Raw genomic sequence first — 907 nt, 5'->3', positions numbered from 1 at the left:
GGCATAAACATGTTCTGCGTCAATCGGTTGGCTGGTTCGAGAATGCCTTTGCCGGGCGCATCGCAAACCGGGTCGTGCAGACCCCACCCGCCGCGGGCGAGGTGGTGTTTCAGGTCTTTGACGCGATTTCATTCTCGATCGCCTACATGATCGGCGCGGCCATTTTGCTGATGGCAGCTGATCCGCGCCTGTTGCTGCCGTTGCTGATTTGGCTGGTGTTCTATGGGGCCTTGGTGCGGTGGACCGTCAAGCGGGTCGGCCCCGCGTCGCAGGCGGCGTCGGATGCAAGATCTACCGTGACGGGCCGGGTGGTGGACAGCTATACCAACATCCACTCCATCAAGATGTTTGCCCATGACACTCAGGAACAGGACTATGCGCGCGAGGCGATTGCGGAAACCCGCCGCACTTTCCAGATCGAGATGCGGATTTTCACCATTATGGATGCCGCGCTTGTTGCGTTGAACGGTGTGCTGATCGTGGGTGTCGTTGGTTGGGCAATCCTGCTTTGGGCGCAAGGAAGCGCAACGGTCGGTGTGGTGGCCGCCGCCACAGCCTTGACGCTGCGGCTGAATGCCATGACCGGTTGGATCATGTGGGCGCTGACCAGCTTCTTTCGCGAATTGGGTATCGTTGCCGAGGGTATGCAGACCATCGCGCAGCCCATCGATCTGTTGGATGAACCTGATGCGAAACCTTTGCGGCTGGGTAATGGCCAGATCGAAATACGCGATCTGTCTCATCACTATGGACGGGAAACCGGTGGTTTGGATCACGTCAACTTGACCATCCGGCCAGGCGAAAAGATCGGCCTGATCGGTCGCTCAGGAGCCGGAAAATCGACCCTAGTAAAGCTGCTTTTGCGGTTTTACGACGTCGAGAAGGGCGCGATCCTGATCGATGGCCA

1 protein-coding gene is annotated in these 907 nt (G+C 58.4%); it reads left to right on the top strand.

The features are described from left to right. Positions 1–907: ABC transporter transmembrane domain-containing protein (locus ACR0EL_RS21910; RefSeq protein WP_480502277.1), on the top strand; the 907-nt coding region annotated here is incomplete at both ends.

This window comes from Ruegeria sp. AH12 (genome assembly GCF_056541465.1).
This window is presented reverse-complemented; position numbering and strand designations above follow the sequence as displayed.